We start from the raw sequence: 13,952 nt of genomic DNA, 5'->3' as shown, positions 1-13,952 counted from the left end.
TATAATGAGCCTTATTACAACTTATTAGTATAAAAATTTAGGAGAGGATATGGCAGCAGTTACAAATTATGATTTATTTGAAGAATTATTTAACTTTATTAAAAATCCTGATGTTGAAATAACTGATGTTATCAAAGAGCATGGTGGTTCAAGCTTATATATCCCATCTTATAAAACAACATTTAGAAATGATGAGATTTGTGAAGAGTATAAAAGAAGATTAGGTGAAAAAAGACTATCTAAAAAACTTGCAAAACAGTATGGACTCAGTGAAGCTCAAATACTTCTTATCACAAAACCTCTTCGTGAACCATCTTTATTTTAAACCACTTTCTATAAACTCAACTGTTATTTCTTCTATTCTATCCTTTACATCACTATACAACTCGCCATTAATTGTTATAGGCATAAAACTTCTTTGGGGTATTTTAGTTTTTTTATTTCTTCCAGCATTACTAGCCCCAAATTGATGAACCATTGGATAGAAGTAGTCATCTTCATTTACAGTAGTTATTCCAACCATTGCACTATCACTATCAGATTCATTTATTAATCCTCTTTGCATATCACCATCTTTATATAGTATTTTTGAAGTAGATTTATATTTTTTTGTTAATTCAGATAGTGGAGTCCACTTATGTCCATTTGGAGATTCTTCATTTTCAAAGCTATCAATAGAAATATTATAAAGATAGTTTGATATTTCACTCATAAGTGGAGCTGTATCTGTTATATTATTTTCAATTTCTTCAAGTTTTCTTTTAACAGCTTCTATGTTTTCTATTTTTAGTATTACTTGCATTTTTTATACTCCTGTGGTACAATTCGGTATTAAAAGGATGAGTTAAGATAATATGGCAATGTAAGCTCTGCCCTGCGAAAACTTAACCCTAAACTTACTTTAATCCTTTTGATAAATTAACTTCTCAACTCTTTTATTTTCAACAGTTCCAGAACTATCTATGTAATAAGCACTTAAACCTACAGTTTTATCTTTTAAATATTCGACCAATACCATCAAAGCTTTTTTTGCTCCAGCTTCAGTTTTATAATACTTCATAAACTTTTTTACAACTCTACTATCTTCATCTATATATTTATCGTTTGTATCTCTTAATTTTTCAAACTCAAGATATATCTCATCAGGGTCTTTTAGAGTATTGGCAAGTTCAGCTATAAAAAGGTTTCTGCTTTTTTTAAATAGTTTAACAATCTCTTTGTTCTTAAAGAAATCATCATTTACAAATATTGGGTCATTTGTTTTGTCTATAAAATAAGAGTTTTCTTTTGCTCCTAGAGTTTTATAAAACCTATTTTTTAGTTCAGCTTCACTTATATTTTCTAAAGCTTTATTTTTTGCACTTAAAATATTTGGTAGATTATTTAAAGAATCATCTAAATTTATCTTTTTTAATCCTGTAAGGTTCGTATTTTTGCCTACATTATAAGCCCAATCTTTTGAAGCTATACTTTCTACTTTACCTTCAATAGGAGATAATCCTCTTTTTTTTAAATCACTTTGGCTATGAGCTGTAACTGAACACTTACAATTCCAATCGTTAGGAGGATAATTCTCTATCCAAAACTCATGGTCCCTATGAAATACTGAACCATGAAGTTTTCTATGAGAGGCTCTTGTATTTTCTAATAATACACTTCTATACATCCAATAAGTTGATAGTGGTAGTTTCATCATCTGTTCATATCTATGCTTTTGATAAGCTACTCTCATGTTAGTATCGTATATAGTTTTTAATCTTCTTGAACCTATTGTTATCTTTTTTGTTTCACCTGTTTTAGGGTCTGTTATTTCCTTTGTTCCCCACCAACCTTTTTTTTCTAAAGTTGGCATAATCTCTTTTTTCCAAGCTTCAAAGTTTTTCCCACTTTTGATGGCATCTACTAGTGAACTATGAATATCATTTAGTAAATCCATTCTAGTAACTTTTGCAACTGTAAAAGCTTTATTGTGAGCTTCTTTTAAAAGTTCATCGTGATTATAAGTAAGCGTGAGTTGTTTATCTTTTAGACTATCTACTATATTTTGTGGAGTCTTTTGAAAATCTAGTTTAACCATTTGGATTTTCATCCTCTATTGAAGCAACTCCTAAAAGCGAAGCATTTGCTAGATATTTATATAAACTATCTTCTAACTCTTTTGTATCAAAAGTAGGGTAAGCTTTAAAAAGTTGTTCTAGCGTCTCTTCATGGCTTTCACTTTTATTTATAATTTCTAAAATTTGCTTTTGAAATGTAAGTGCTAAATGTGAGAAATCTATATTATTTAAGTTTCTTTCTAACTCATCTTGAGGAAGATTATTTAAAATAATTGGATTTGTTCTTGAAATGTTACTATTGGCTATTAAGCTATTATTCTTTTGTTCTATTTCAGTAACTTTGATATTATAAGTTGCTTCTATATACTCTTTTGTAGGCTTATATCCCATATCGTATATTATTTTATCTCTATCTGCTAACTCTTTGTTTGGGTCGTCTTTATCTTTTAGTTTACCTTTTATAACAGTTGTTGTTTTATTAAATTCTTGAAAAATCCAAATAAGCTCTCTTATTATTTGATTTACTATGTTTTCATCAGCTTGAGCTAAATCTTCCCTTACTTCATTATGAACATTAGCAGCAGCCAAAGAGCCACTTTGTACATTTGCAGTTAAGTTTCCTCCTAAGATTACCTCTCTTATTTGGTTGTCTATATATTCAACTAACTCTTTGAAGTTTCCACCATCTTTTGCAGTTTCTATTTTTATCTCATCTTCTGTGTCTATTACTGCTCCATCACCACCAAGCATATTGTATATCTCTTCAGCCAAAGCATTTTTATCACCTTCAGTTTTACCAATTACCCAAGGAGTTCCAAATCTTTCAAGTAGTTCCATCCAAAATTGCAAAGAAGCATTTTTAAACTCAACTAACCAAAACAAAGTTTGAATTAAAGGTTGACCATAAGGCTTATTTGGTTTTGCTTTGTATGTTGCAGCAATAACTTTATGAAATTCTATATCTTCACTAAATCCTAAATTATTAAATTTTATTTTTCCATTATCTAAAATAAAATTTTTGTAGTTTCTCTCAACTAGAGTTGGAATAAAAAAGCCATTTTCAAATTCCCAATTTATCTCATATACTCCAAAACCATAGTAAGGTATATCTAAAATAGAATCTATTACATTAAAGCTAAAGGCATCTTCTAAAATCTCTTTGAAGTTACTATTTTCGCACTCTATTAGTATCTCTTTTTTTAAAGTACTTGCTTTTCTATTTCCAATTGCTGCAATTACTGTACTATCTCTCATAATCTTATCTATGGTTTCATCATCTAACCAAGAGTTATGTACAGGCAAATCAAAAAGAGGTTTTAATATATCTTTGTATCTTGTAAGATCTCTTACTTTTACTGTTTGTTGTTTATTATTTACAAATAGTTTTTTTATGCTTTTAAACATCTATCTTTCTCTCCTGTTTGGTCTTTTGTGTCTATTACTATTTCTAGTATTTGTTCTTTTTCCACCACCTTGAGAATCTTTTTTTATTCTTCTTAATCTGCTCATTGCATAGATTTGTTGAAGTGGATCGTGTAAGTCATCATTTTCAGCTTCTGGGAAATCATCCATTTGTGCAAACAGTTCAGGATGATCTCCTACAAATATGATATCTTCATCATCAAGTGGGAACTCTAACTCTCCCATTCTGTCTTCTTTGTTTTGAGTATGATGAGTAAACTTCATAATAGGTACTCTCACACCTTCTCTAAAACAAGCATCTTTTATCCAATCTCTAAGCATATAAAAACCGCCGTTTTTATCACCGCCTAGCATATCAATTCTCATTTTTTTTAAATCTTTGATTACTTCATCAACTACTGCTTTACCTTTGATACGACTTTGTTTTGAATAAAATATATAAAGCTTTTGAGTAGTAAAACTTATACCTCCAGCAACTCTTCCACAAAAGTCCCCTTGATTACTATCACCTTTTGCATCAACCACATAATAAATATAATCAAGCTTTGGCATTTGAGTATGGCTTATTTTTGGAAATTTACTAGAGTCAAACTTTTGGTTTTCACTATTTGGATTATTTTGTTGCTCTTTTTGAAAGGCTTTGTTATTAGCTGCTCTTTTTTGCATAAGATACTCTAAACTTACAGCATCCCAAAGTAAAACAGCTCCTTCATCCATTAGCTCTTTATTCTCTAAATAGAAGTTATGAGCTTCTTGTACACCCTCATATTTAAAGATTTTAGAGTACTCATCCCAAAGTTCTATATTTTTTGGATATTGAACTAAAGCACGAAACTTTACAGGATGCCAAAAAGCTAGTTTTAGTTTTCTAGCTAAAACACTATCTCTATGTAAAATAGTTCCTATATATAAAATATCCATAGAACCATCAACACTTCCTAAGTTATCAATTGCTTCATCAAGCCAATCTTCTAGTTTATCTCTTTGAGTTCTACTTCTTACATTTGTATCATTTTCTAAATCATCTATGATGGCAAGGTCTGGTCTGAAAGTGCCGTGTTTAACTCCCCTTACTCTTTTCCCACTACCATAAGCTTTTACTTTGATATTGTTATTGGTAACTATCTCTCCAATTTTCCAAACTTTACCAATTCCACAAGCATTAGAAAAATCTTGTTTAAGTCTTTCATTTTCTTCTAACTCAGCTTTTATTGCTTCAACTAAAGTCTCAGCTAGTTCAATAGCATCTGAAAAAAGTGTTATAAAATGTTTGTAATTATTTACAATACACCAAATAGGAAAAGCAATAGACACATCTGTACTTTTTCCAAACCCTCTTGGAGCTGCTATTGCAAATTTTAATCCCATAGGTTTTAAATCATCTATGATTTTGTAATAAATAGTTTCAAGTTCATCTTGAAGTTTTGATTTACCTTCTAAACTGTAGTAGTGTGGAAAGTAAGTCCTTCTAAAATAGTGAAAATCACTTTTTTGTTTTTCAATTCTCTCTTTTGTTTTTGTAGGATCAAGTAAAGTTGTAACTTTGATTTGCTCTTTTAGTTCACTTGCAAAATCACTGACCCAAGTTTTATACTCTTTTCTTGTAAGCTTTAAAGCTCCTAATTTTGAAATACCATTATCACGAGCTGTTAAATAGGTATCATCTAAAAAACGTAATAATTCAGATTTTTCAAATAGAGACATTTGCTAATTCCTCTTGAATTTCATAAACAGTTTCTATAACTTTTTCCATACATTCAACACTAATCTCTCTTTTTAAAGAAGTTAATATTTTTTCAATAGTTACTTTGATAATTCCTAATTTATAAGCTTCAGGGTCTTCTTGTCTTGCAATTTTTCCCATTTTAGAGAAACTATCTCCAAGACTAACTATCATTTGAGCCTTATTTTCAACATTCATTTTTTCATTTTCTCTAATTTCTTTTAGAGTTTGGTACATGTAAGTTATAAACATAGAATACATATTCTCTTTTGTTTCTTGAGTCTCTTTGATATGTTTTGAAGCTCTTAATGTAAGCCAATCGAAACCTTCAGCTTTATCTTTACTTTGATAATTTTGTACAGTTTTATCACTTATTTCTAAAGTTTCAGCAATTTCTATATAGCTTTTATTTGCATCAACAAATAAACTTCTTGCTAATATTCTATTTCTATCTGCATTACTCAATTTTGTCATTATCTAAACCCTTGAAAACAAACTCTTTTTTTATTGTGATGTATAAAAGCAAAGTTTTTAGGAGTCTCTTTTGCCTTTTCTTTTTCTTCTATATTTGTAAGAAGTCTTCCTGTACTCATTTTATATAAATATGTTTCATTCTCTTTTTTTAACTCTTTGTCAGTTTCACTAACTAAACCATTTTTTCTTCTTAATTCATAGATTGTAAAATCAACAATAATCTTTTTTAAAAGTGGAGTAGGGTTAGCTGGTAAAATAATAAAAGATTCACAAAAAGAGATTGAATCATTTAATGCATCATTTATAACTTCTTGATTTATTTCTCCAGTTGCATTTAAATCTGAAAGTTGAAGTAATTCATCTTCACTTATCTCTTTTAATAAATCTTCGTTTGTAATCATTTTAAAAATCCTTTCTAAGGCGTTTAAAACCCGTTTAAAAATCAAAATCTTTTTTTATTCGATACATTTATCGTTTTTAATAAAAAAGCCCATATTTCTAAAATATGAGCTTTTAAACTTTTTTAGATAAATTTACCTTTTGGAGTTGCAGCAGGTCTTGAGTTATAAACTAAAGGTCTACATTCACTTCTTACTTCCCATCCTCTACCTTTTGCTAATTCTTCGACTGCACCAAAATATAAAGCTGGTTTCATATTTGCAGCTTTTGTATCATTTGCTCTTGAATATCTTAATTTAAAAATATTTCCATCTTCAGGTAAGAATACACAAGAATCATTAGGGATGAATTGTTTATCTTCTCCATCACTATTTTTGTAAGTAGCAACATATTCTTCAAAAATAAGTCCATAAACTTCTAAAGAAGATACCCCATCTTTATCTATCCACTTTGCTTGGTTTTGTTTAAATAATTCTTCTTCTAAACATTTTTGATTCAGTTTATCCATAAAAGTAGGACCAGCTAAAGATGAGATTTTAACTTTTTGAAGACCCAGAATATTTTTAATATGTCTTATTGCCTCAGTTATAGATTCTCTTAAAGGTTTGTTTGCTTTAAATTCGATTACCACACCATTATAGTTTAGTTCAAATAGAACCTTTCCTTTTCCATCCATTACTTTATTAAATAATGCACCAGCAGTTTGATACTCTATTGAAGTATCAAAAGACTCTTTATGTTCTCTTTGAATATCACCAATCTCTTCTGCTAAAGATAAAGTTTTATCTTCTCCTTGAAAAGACTCAATTTGATTTAACTTTTCAGGTGTGATAGGATTTGCTAAAGCATATCTTGCTGTTTTTGTTTCAAATTCAACAATATCACCTCTATCATGAACTAAGTGTTCAGCTTCTGGAGTAATAGATTCTAAGATAACTCCAGCACCAGTTTTAATTTTAACTGTAAAAGTTGCACCAATTTGACCTTTTCTATCTTTTACATATCTATCAAATAAAATAGTTTGAATAGGTTTTAAGTGAGTTAATTTCTCACTAACGGCTCTAGAAGTCCATTTGTTTTTTAATAATTCATCTACTGTTTTAAACATTGTTTCCCTTTATTTTAAAATTATTTTGTTTTTGAATAAAGCTTTTTTCATAGAACTATCATAATGTTCTAAATGTTTTTCTCTAACTTCACCAGTAACTAAAACTGCAATATTTCCACTTTCAGTTATATTTTCTAAAAGAATTCCATTTGCATCAAATTTTTCTAATTCTTTCCAATTTGGTTCATCTTCTTTTGGTTCAGTTTGGTTATCATTTGTTAGTGAAATCCAAGAACTACCATTATGAAATACTTCATCATCTTCTTTATAAACACCTGCAGTAAAAATGGGTTTATCTTGAATATTCCAAGTGGTACCACCATCTTTTGTTGTTACAACTGTTCCTAAAGTAAAACCTTCTTTTTCAATATCAATCTTTCCAGATATAACTTGAACTTTTTTGATTATCACTTCATCTATTAGAGGAGGTCTTTTTGTAATTTCCATCGTATTTTCTCCTTATGCATTTAATTCAGCATCAGATAGCTTGTTTTGATTGTTTTGGTTGTTATTACTATTTGCATACATATTGTTGTTTGGAACTGTAATAGCAGTCATACTTGATAAAAGTTTTTTAAGCTCTTCTGGATTTGCTTTTCCTAAAGCAATAAGTGTTTCTCTTTGTGTAGCACTTACTTTGTTTAAAGCTATTGCATTATCAACTTCAGATTCAACACCTTTTTCTTTCTCTTTTTCTAAATCTTCATTTTGTTCTTTTAATTTGTTTTCTAACTCTTTAACTTTAGCTTCCAAATCATCCATTTTTTTTTGTTCTTCTGGTGTCATCATCGACTTCTCCTTTTTTTGATTTTGTTTGTTATTTGCTTTGATTTCTCCAAGCTCTTCCATAAAAGGTCGATTTGTTAAAGCAGCACTATGTAAAGTCCAACCAATATTTTGTGCAGTTACTTGCTCTATTGTATTTGGTAAAAATACTGGACTTATGTATTTATATTTTTTAGTTTTTATAAGTTCTAAACCACTTTCTAGCCACTCAACTTTTGCCCATAATTCATCTTCTTTAAAAAATAGTTCTTTTATCCATCCATAAGCTTCTCCTGTTCCTTCATAGATTGTTTTGTGGTCTAGGTCTATTACCACATCAACTTTTGCGTTATCAAAATTTGTTTTTATTTGCTCTAAATCATCTTTTGATAAAGAAAAAGCTCCATTGTGATGTCCTTGCCACTCTCCAATAACAGCTATCCTGATTTCATTATTTTGATTAATAGGAAGATTACAAACTATGTATTTACTCAAAATCTTCTCCTTCTAATAAATTTGTTTCTATATTGAACTCTATGTCCTTTTTAAATATCACAAGGTAGGCATTTTGTGCTTTTGCATCTAGTATTTTTTTTGAAGATTTTAATTTGATTGGTTCAGATTCTAAGATAGGTTTTAGATGTAAAGTTTTATTTACTTCTTTTATTAAAGAGTAAATATCATATCTTTTCTCATCTCTTGTTTTTTCATTCTTACTAAAACTAGCAGCTACAAGATATAAAGAAAAAGAGAGTTTTTGTTGATAACTGTTTATAGGGTTTTCACCTAAAAAATCTACATATATAGCAGGCATTTTTTTTGGATCTATTTTTATATCATTTAATGAACTAAACTCTCCAAAATATGTGTCTACATTATCTGTAACACTTTTAAGTGTTTTTTTTAATTCTTCTTCATACTCTTGCAAATTTCTACCTTTGTCATATTTTAAAATGGAATCTTAGGTAATAAGCTTCATAAAATAAACTCTTATTTTTTAGAAAAATGCTTGTCAAAAGTAGCTTTAAAAAAATTCTTGCTTTATAGTAAGTATTTAAAGTGTGTAAAGTTCGGTTAATTTTTTATAGCAAGGATAAAAGTATATGAACTTTATAAAAGAGTTTGACTTAAAAGCTATCTTATTTATTGTTTTAGGTTTGATTGTAGTTTTTATTTATTTTTCTAAAAATAGTCAAATCACATCTTTAAAAGATGAAAAGACTTCTTTACAAGAAGATTTGATTAAAGAAAAAACAAACTTAAAAACTTGTGAAGACAAGATGCAAAAACAAAATAGCCAAATAGAAAAAATGAGAGTTGAAGTTACTTATAAAGAGCCTGAAACAATAGAAAAAATAAACAACATTTATCTAAAAGACAAAACTTGTGAATCTGAGCTAAAAGCTTATAAGGAGTTGTTTAATGACTAAATTAGTTTTAATATCTTGCTTTTTTGTTTTAGCTTTTAGTGGTTGTGCTACAAAAACTCAAACAGAGTATATCTATAAAGATGTCTATGTTCCTGTTAAATGTAATGCAGTAATACCCACTAAACCTAAGAGTGATGGAAGCTTTGAAGCTGATAAACAAAAGATGATCTATTTTTTAAAAGTTGAAAGCTTATTAAAAGAGTGTGTAGGTGCAAAATGAATCTAGTAAAAAATAAAAATTTTCAAAAAGAAGTTTTGTGTATAGGAATATTTGTTGTTTTGACAATAGCACTATTTGAAATTTTAAAGGTAGCAATATGAATATAAATGATTTTATTTTTTGGATTTATATGGCTGTGATTAGTTTTTTTGCTGGTGTTTTAGGAATGTTACATAGAGAAGAACACAAATCAAAAGATAATATAAAAGGTAAATTCTTTTTGCTTTTTTTTGGTGGAATTAGTGGTATTTTAGTTGGATATATAGCAGGTGAAGCTTGTTTTTATTGGACTCAAAGTGCAAGATTTAGTTTAGCATTTAGTGCTTTTACGGCTTGGATTGGAGCAGCTGTATTACTTGCTTCTCAAAAAAGACTTTTAGAATTTATTCAGAACTATAAAAAGGATGAAGAATGATTAGTCTATCTGAGTTAAAAAGAAGATTAGAAAATATCATTCAAATTGGAACTATAAGTGCTACAAAAAATCAAGAAGGCAAAGCACTTGCAAGAGTAGTTGTTCATGATGTAGGTGAAGATAAAAGAGTAACAGATTTCTTACCAGTTTTGAGTTTAGCAAACTCTTTTTTTAGAGTATTTGTTCCTATAAGAGTAGGAGAGCAAGTTTTAGTAATAAGTCCTTTTGGAGATACAAACAAAGGATTTATTTTTAGATCTATATTTAATAAAGGTTGTAAAGAACCATCTGGAGCAAATGAAAATAAAACAATTATTGAATTTGAAGATGGAGCAATTATCTCTTATGATACAAAAAGTTCTACTTTAGAGGTTTTAAATCCAAACATTATAAATGTAAAAGTGGGTGAAAGTGTAAATGTTGAAGTAGGGCAAACAATAGTTGTAAATGTAGGACAAAGTGCAAAAATAGTTGCACCAACAGTAGATATAGAATCTACTACTACAACTATTAAAAGCACATCAATCAATCTTATTGGAAATACATTAATACAAGGTGGTATTACAACAAAAGGATTAAGTGGAGGAGCAGGAACTTTTAGTATAGATGGGACGTTAGATATTACTCAAAAATTGTCTACAGGTGGAGATGCTTCTATTGGTGGAAAAATTACTGATAGTAAAGGTGATTTAACAAATCACTCAAATCATGGATATGGTAGAGACTAATGGCTAAAAAAATATCAAAAGAAAAAAGCTTTAAAAGGATGATTGAAACACCTCTAGGTTCTAGAGTTCATCTTCCTTTTTTTGGTTCAAAAATTCATGAGCTTATAGATAAAGAGATGAACCAAAAGTGGGTTTTACTATTTCAAAAATATATTTATGAGTGTTTTTTTGATGAAAATTGGGAGCCTTGGGATGATAGATCAATTCCTGAAGGAATAGATGTAACAAATTTTGATGAAGTAAATTCTAGCTTAAGTTGTGAAGTTTCTTTTCAAGATGGAACGACTTTAATATATAGGTATGTGAGGACAAAATGATAGATATAAATTCTTTACCAACACCTACTGTTCTACAAGTTCTTAATTATTTAAAAATTAAGCAAGAAAATATTGATACTTTAAAAGAGAAATATCCTGATTGGGAACATATTGAATCAGATGATTTTATGCCAAATATTGAAGCAAATGCATACAGAGAGTTACTTCTACGACAAGAGTTTAATCAATTAGCTTTAGCATTTTTTTTAGCAACTGCAACAAAAGCAGATTTAGACCATTGGGGAGTGGCTTTTGATTGTACAAGATTAGAAGGAAGTAAGCCTTGGGCAAATTATACTTTTACTTTAAGTGAAGCAAAAACTACAGATATTACTATAAATAAAGGTTTGGCTTTAGCAGATGATGAAAGTAAATTTGAGGCTAGATTGATTGAAGATATTATTATAAAAAAAGGACAAACTGAAGCTATTGGAAAAGTAGAACTTCAAGTTTATACACAAAGTAGCGATGTTCAAACAAATAATATTATTACAACTCTTCCTTACATTTTAAGTGCAAAAGCAAACTCTGAATTTAAAGCTGGTTCAAATGTAGAAAGTGATGATGACTTTAGATTTAGAATACTTTTAAGTATGAGTGATAAATCAACAGCAGGTTCAAAAGATACTTATAAATCTTATGCCTATAAATCTGATGAGAGAATAGAAGATATAAAAGTGGTGAATGGCTTAAAAGATTTTTCTACTTATATACCTTTGTTTTTAGGAAAAAATGAAGTAGGGATTTTAGAAGCTATTAAAACTTTAATAGCTGAATTTTGTACTGTAAATGTCTATTATTATTCGCAAAATGCAGATGAACTTATGAAACAAAGAATAGAAGCGAGTTTGAATAGTGAGAGTGTAAGACCACTTACAGATTATGTAAAAGTTGTAGAAGCAACTCCAAAATTGTTTAAAGTAGAAGCAGTTTTAAACTGCGAGAAAAATCAAGAATATGGACTTATTCAAACTCAAGCTTTAGAAAATCTACAAGAGAACTTAAAAAAATTAAGAAAGATTGGAGAGAAAATAACACTATCTGAAATAAATGATTTTTTAAGAGTTGGTGGAGTTAAAGAGGTAGTTATCTCAAATCCAACACAAAATATAGAAGTATTATCACATGAAATAGGAGTATGTAATGAGTTCGACATCACTATTGCCTATTAATGAAGATGAAAAATTAAAAGTTATTGATTTAGCTTATGAACAAAGAGTTGCAAAACTAAAAGAAGAGTTACAAGTGATATCTACTTTAGCTCATCCAAAATTAGCTGACGAAAAGTATTTGCCATATCTAGCACATAGCCATCAAGTTGCTTTTTGGAGTAATGAACTTACTTTAGATGAGAAAAGAGCAATTATCCATTATAGTATTTTATTACATAGAAAAAAAGGAACTTTATTTGCTTTAAAAGAGGTTTTAAAAAAGTTAAATATTGATGTTAAGTTTTATGAGTGGTTTGAATATGTTGGGCTACCTTATCACTTTAAAATTGATGTTGATTTTTTAAATAGACCTGTTGAGGATAAAGATTTAAAAATTATTGAAGAGTTTGTTGAAATCTATAAAAATACAAAAAGCATCTTGGAACTTATAAGAATAAGATTAAAAACAAACCTACAACACAGATACGCAAGTGCAACTATCCAAGGTGAAAATATAAAAGTCTATCCATATCAACCAAGAAGTTTAAGTGTATCTTTGATGAATAGATTTGCAAGTGTAATAAAACAAAGAGAAAAAGTAATCATATTTTTAGATGGAGCGACAGTATGACAGATACACAATATTATAGTTTACTAACAAGTAGTGGACATCAAGCTAATATAAAAGCAAAAGCTTTAGGACTACCAATAGTAATATCAAAAGTAGCTTTTGGAAGTGGAAATATAACTCCTACAGAAAGTGCAACAGCTTTAGTAAAAGAAGAAATAAGAGTAAATATTAACTCTATTATTCAAAATGAAACAGATAAAAATATCTTAGAAATTGAAGCAGTTATTCCTAGTGATGTTGGAGGATTTTTAGTAAATGAAGCAGCTTTATATTTAGAAGATGGAACTTTATATGCAGTTGCAAATCTTCCTGCTAGTTATAAACCATCTTTAGATCAAGGTGCAGGAAAAGAGTTTGCTTTTACAATTTTTCTAGCAAGTGTTGGAGTAGAAAATGTAACTTTAAAAATAGATGATAGTATCGTATTTGCTACACGAAAATATGTACAAAATGAACTAAAAAAGTATGCTTTAAAAAATGGAGATAAAACACAAATCTTTAAAGTAAAAGACGCAGTAGAAGATGATGAAGCTGTAAATAAAAAGCAACTAAATGTGATAGCACAAAATGTAAGTAATGCTATTTCGAATATTCAGTTTTTACCTATTGGTACAGTTTTTGGAGGATATGAAGATGATAATCCAAATTTCATAGTAGCTTTTGGTGGGACTTTTAAAAAAGCTGATTATCCAAAACTTTGGACTTATGCTTCAACTCATCCAAATAGATTAAAAACTCTTGCTCAATGGGATGCTGAAGCTATAGCAAATAGTGGGATATGTGATTATTACTGTGAAGTAGATAGTTTAAATTTTAGAGTTCCAAATTTGGATGGTTCAACAATTAAGTTTAGTAGTCGTGCTGTAGGAAGTTTTGAAGGTGATGCTATTAGAAATATTAAAGGTGTTGTTTCTGGTTTATTAGGTGCGGCAACTTCTGGAACAAGTGGAGCATTTTTACCTGAGTCACTAGGGGTTAATTATACTGGAAATGGGAATGCATATACATATTCTAAAGCACATTTTAACTCTTCTAATGTTGTACCAACAGCACCAAGAAATAGAGTTGAAAATACAGCTCAGAAACCATTAATTGTAGCTAAATAAGGAGTT

19 protein-coding genes are annotated in these 13,952 nt (G+C 28.9%); 9 read left to right on the top strand and 10 right to left on the bottom strand.

The window, feature by feature from the left end; genetic code table 11:
* Window positions 1-49 precede the first annotated feature (49 nt).
* Window positions 50-325 (top strand): hypothetical protein, encoded by a 276-nt coding sequence (locus CKV87_RS08395; RefSeq protein ID WP_012147655.1) that lies wholly within the window; start codon window positions 50-52, stop codon window positions 323-325.
* Here the strand turns inward: CKV87_RS08395 and CKV87_RS08390 are convergent.
* The 10 genes from CKV87_RS08390 to CKV87_RS08345 all read right to left on the bottom strand — a co-directional run bounded on the left by CKV87_RS08390 (window position 317) and on the right by CKV87_RS08345 (window position 8,876).
* Complete coding sequence (locus tag CKV87_RS08390) at window positions 317-802, bottom strand: phage virion morphogenesis protein (protein WP_012147654.1); 486 nt, start codon at window positions 800-802, stop codon at window positions 317-319. The two genes, CKV87_RS08395 and CKV87_RS08390, sit on opposite strands and share 9 nt — an antisense overlap.
* 99 nt (window positions 803-901) lie before the next feature.
* Window positions 902-2,077: a phage minor head protein gene (locus CKV87_RS08385; RefSeq protein WP_012147653.1), complete on the bottom strand. Its 1,176-nt coding sequence runs from the start codon at window positions 2,075-2,077 to the stop codon at window positions 902-904.
* A complete protein-coding gene (locus tag CKV87_RS08380; RefSeq protein ID WP_012147652.1) occupies window positions 2,070-3,461 on the bottom strand; it encodes a phage portal protein family protein in 1,392 nt (463 codons plus the stop codon). The genes CKV87_RS08385 and CKV87_RS08380 overlap by 8 nt, the downstream gene beginning before the upstream one ends.
* Window positions 3,462-5,183 (bottom strand): hypothetical protein, encoded by a 1,722-nt coding sequence (locus CKV87_RS08375; RefSeq protein WP_012147651.1) that lies wholly within the window; start codon window positions 5,181-5,183, stop codon window positions 3,462-3,464.
* The gene (locus CKV87_RS08370) at window positions 5,170-5,676 is read right to left on the bottom strand and encodes a DUF1804 family protein (RefSeq protein ID WP_012147650.1); all 507 of its coding nucleotides are present in this window, start codon (window positions 5,674-5,676) and stop codon (window positions 5,170-5,172) included. The genes CKV87_RS08375 and CKV87_RS08370 overlap by 14 nt, the downstream gene beginning before the upstream one ends.
* Entirely contained in the window at window positions 5,676-6,077 is a 402-nt protein-coding gene (locus tag CKV87_RS08365) for a phage protein Gp36 family protein (protein WP_012147649.1), read from the bottom strand. The genes CKV87_RS08370 and CKV87_RS08365 overlap by 1 nt, the downstream gene beginning before the upstream one ends.
* A 122-nt stretch (window positions 6,078-6,199) precedes the next feature.
* Window positions 6,200-7,183, bottom strand: coding sequence for a major capsid protein (locus tag CKV87_RS08360; protein WP_012147648.1), 984 nt, complete (start codon window positions 7,181-7,183; stop codon window positions 6,200-6,202).
* Between the two features lie 9 nt (window positions 7,184-7,192).
* Complete coding sequence (locus tag CKV87_RS08355; protein ID WP_012147647.1) at window positions 7,193-7,630, bottom strand: hypothetical protein; 438 nt, start codon at window positions 7,628-7,630, stop codon at window positions 7,193-7,195.
* A 12-nt stretch (window positions 7,631-7,642) separates the two neighbouring features.
* Complete coding sequence (locus tag CKV87_RS08350; protein ID WP_012147646.1) at window positions 7,643-8,443, bottom strand: phage protease; 801 nt, start codon at window positions 8,441-8,443, stop codon at window positions 7,643-7,645.
* A complete protein-coding gene (locus CKV87_RS08345) occupies window positions 8,436-8,876 on the bottom strand; it encodes a phage protein Gp37 (RefSeq protein ID WP_012147645.1) in 441 nt (146 codons plus the stop codon). The genes CKV87_RS08350 and CKV87_RS08345 overlap by 8 nt, the downstream gene beginning before the upstream one ends.
* 175 nt (window positions 8,877-9,051) lie before the next feature.
* Here CKV87_RS08345 and CKV87_RS08340 point away from each other — a divergent pair, with 175 nt between their 5' ends.
* The 8 genes from CKV87_RS08340 to CKV87_RS08305 all read left to right on the top strand — a co-directional run bounded on the left by CKV87_RS08340 (window position 9,052) and on the right by CKV87_RS08305 (window position 13,946).
* Window positions 9,052-9,378, top strand: coding sequence for a hypothetical protein (locus CKV87_RS08340; RefSeq protein WP_012147644.1), 327 nt, complete (start codon window positions 9,052-9,054; stop codon window positions 9,376-9,378).
* The gene (locus CKV87_RS08335) at window positions 9,371-9,598 is read left to right on the top strand and encodes a hypothetical protein (RefSeq protein WP_012147643.1); all 228 of its coding nucleotides are present in this window, start codon (window positions 9,371-9,373) and stop codon (window positions 9,596-9,598) included. The genes CKV87_RS08340 and CKV87_RS08335 overlap by 8 nt, the downstream gene beginning before the upstream one ends.
* Window positions 9,599-9,695: 97 nt before the next feature.
* Window positions 9,696-10,013, top strand: a complete 318-nt coding sequence (locus CKV87_RS08330; protein ID WP_012147642.1) for a phage holin family protein — start codon at window positions 9,696-9,698, stop codon at window positions 10,011-10,013.
* On the top strand, window positions 10,010-10,741 hold the full coding sequence (locus CKV87_RS08325; RefSeq protein ID WP_012147641.1) for a phage baseplate assembly protein V: 732 nt from the start codon (window positions 10,010-10,012) through the stop codon (window positions 10,739-10,741). Before CKV87_RS08330 ends, CKV87_RS08325 begins: the two co-directional genes overlap by 4 nt.
* Window positions 10,741-11,058: a baseplate assembly protein gene (locus tag CKV87_RS08320; protein ID WP_012147640.1), complete on the top strand. Its 318-nt coding sequence runs from the start codon at window positions 10,741-10,743 to the stop codon at window positions 11,056-11,058. The genes CKV87_RS08325 and CKV87_RS08320 overlap by 1 nt, the downstream gene beginning before the upstream one ends.
* The gene (locus CKV87_RS08315; RefSeq protein WP_012147639.1) at window positions 11,055-12,230 is read left to right on the top strand and encodes a baseplate J/gp47 family protein; all 1,176 of its coding nucleotides are present in this window, start codon (window positions 11,055-11,057) and stop codon (window positions 12,228-12,230) included. The genes CKV87_RS08320 and CKV87_RS08315 overlap by 4 nt, the downstream gene beginning before the upstream one ends.
* On the top strand, window positions 12,202-12,840 hold the full coding sequence (locus tag CKV87_RS08310) for a phage tail protein I (RefSeq protein ID WP_012147638.1): 639 nt from the start codon (window positions 12,202-12,204) through the stop codon (window positions 12,838-12,840). The genes CKV87_RS08315 and CKV87_RS08310 overlap by 29 nt, the downstream gene beginning before the upstream one ends.
* Window positions 12,837-13,946: a phage tail protein gene (locus CKV87_RS08305; protein WP_012147637.1), complete on the top strand. Its 1,110-nt coding sequence runs from the start codon at window positions 12,837-12,839 to the stop codon at window positions 13,944-13,946. Before CKV87_RS08310 ends, CKV87_RS08305 begins: the two co-directional genes overlap by 4 nt.
* The last annotated feature ends 6 nt before the right edge of the window (window positions 13,947-13,952 follow it).

The organism is Aliarcobacter butzleri, assembly GCF_900187115.1.
Lineage (GTDB): Bacteria > Campylobacterota > Campylobacteria > Campylobacterales > Arcobacteraceae > Aliarcobacter > Aliarcobacter butzleri.
Note: the sequence above shows the minus strand (reverse complement) of the source record. Positions and strands in the feature narration are given on the sequence as shown.

Excerpts from the sequence above, each read along its gene's own strand:
- CKV87_RS08375 (WP_012147651.1), bottom strand. The coding sequence starts at position 5,183 with ATGTCTCTATTTGAAAAATCTGAATTATTACGTTTTTTAGATGATACC.
- CKV87_RS08380 (WP_012147652.1), bottom strand. The coding sequence starts at position 3,461 with ATGTTTAAAAGCATAAAAAAACTATTTGTAAATAATAAACAACAAACA.
- CKV87_RS08365 (WP_012147649.1), bottom strand. The coding sequence starts at position 6,077 with ATGATTACAAACGAAGATTTATTAAAAGAGATAAGTGAAGATGAATTA.
- CKV87_RS08355 (WP_012147647.1), bottom strand. The coding sequence starts at position 7,630 with ATGGAAATTACAAAAAGACCTCCTCTAATAGATGAAGTGATAATCAAA.
- CKV87_RS08390 (WP_012147654.1), bottom strand. The coding sequence starts at position 802 with ATGCAAGTAATACTAAAAATAGAAAACATAGAAGCTGTTAAAAGAAAA.
- CKV87_RS08385 (WP_012147653.1), bottom strand. The coding sequence starts at position 2,077 with ATGGTTAAACTAGATTTTCAAAAGACTCCACAAAATATAGTAGATAGT.
- CKV87_RS08340 (WP_012147644.1), top strand. The coding sequence starts at position 9,052 with ATGAACTTTATAAAAGAGTTTGACTTAAAAGCTATCTTATTTATTGTT.
- CKV87_RS08305 (WP_012147637.1), top strand. The coding sequence starts at position 12,837 with ATGACAGATACACAATATTATAGTTTACTAACAAGTAGTGGACATCAA.
- CKV87_RS08330 (WP_012147642.1), top strand. The coding sequence starts at position 9,696 with ATGAATATAAATGATTTTATTTTTTGGATTTATATGGCTGTGATTAGT.
- CKV87_RS08320 (WP_012147640.1), top strand. The coding sequence starts at position 10,741 with ATGGCTAAAAAAATATCAAAAGAAAAAAGCTTTAAAAGGATGATTGAA.
- CKV87_RS08315 (WP_012147639.1), top strand. The coding sequence starts at position 11,055 with ATGATAGATATAAATTCTTTACCAACACCTACTGTTCTACAAGTTCTT.
- CKV87_RS08395 (WP_012147655.1), top strand. The coding sequence starts at position 50 with ATGGCAGCAGTTACAAATTATGATTTATTTGAAGAATTATTTAACTTT.
- CKV87_RS08310 (WP_012147638.1), top strand. The coding sequence starts at position 12,202 with ATGAGTTCGACATCACTATTGCCTATTAATGAAGATGAAAAATTAAAA.
- CKV87_RS08360 (WP_012147648.1), bottom strand. The coding sequence starts at position 7,183 with ATGTTTAAAACAGTAGATGAATTATTAAAAAACAAATGGACTTCTAGA.
- CKV87_RS08335 (WP_012147643.1), top strand. The coding sequence starts at position 9,371 with ATGACTAAATTAGTTTTAATATCTTGCTTTTTTGTTTTAGCTTTTAGT.
- CKV87_RS08325 (WP_012147641.1), top strand. The coding sequence starts at position 10,010 with ATGATTAGTCTATCTGAGTTAAAAAGAAGATTAGAAAATATCATTCAA.
- CKV87_RS08370 (WP_012147650.1), bottom strand. The coding sequence starts at position 5,676 with ATGACAAAATTGAGTAATGCAGATAGAAATAGAATATTAGCAAGAAGT.